This window comes from Anaerotignum faecicola (assembly GCA_024460105.1).
In the GTDB taxonomy this organism is placed as follows: Bacteria; Bacillota; Clostridia; order Lachnospirales; family Anaerotignaceae; genus JANFXS01.
Genome location: JANFXS010000650.1, coordinates 1 through 379 on the forward strand (window position 1 = coordinate 1; position 379 = coordinate 379).

2 protein-coding genes are annotated in these 379 nt (G+C 50.7%); both read right to left on the bottom strand.

Translation table 11 applies throughout. The features are described from left to right. On the bottom strand, positions 1 to 193 hold a 193-nt coding region (locus NE664_15840), incomplete at its 3' end, for a hypothetical protein (protein MCQ4728106.1). Beyond that, positions 190 to 379, bottom strand: a 190-nt coding sequence (locus tag NE664_15845) for a CarD family transcriptional regulator (GenBank protein MCQ4728107.1), incomplete at its 5' end; no start/stop codon positions are given. The genes NE664_15840 and NE664_15845, both read right to left, overlap by 4 nt.

Genomic DNA, 379 nt, shown 5'->3' on the forward strand with positions numbered 1-379 from the left:
GGTCTTCCATTAATTCCTCCTGCAGCGCCTCGTCCATCAGCTTCATGGTTCCTTCAGAAAACACCTGCGGATACGGGAAACGCTTCATACCGAACAGCTTTCCAAACTCGACGCAGACACTGCCGCCGTTCATGGCACAGATCGTTCCCGCTCCATAGTTTTTATGCTCTACCTTCTTATTTATAATTTTCACAGACACATCTCCATTTCCCTCACTCTCCGGCCGATCAGGTCTTCCACCTCATCCTTTTCCACATCCAGTGCAGCTGCAAATTCTCCGTATAAAAAGTCCTCTGCCAGCTTGAGATACAGTTCGTCGCGCGCCGTGTTCTTCCGGCCCTCCGCCAGACGTTTCTGCTTCTTCAGATACAGGGTCTTG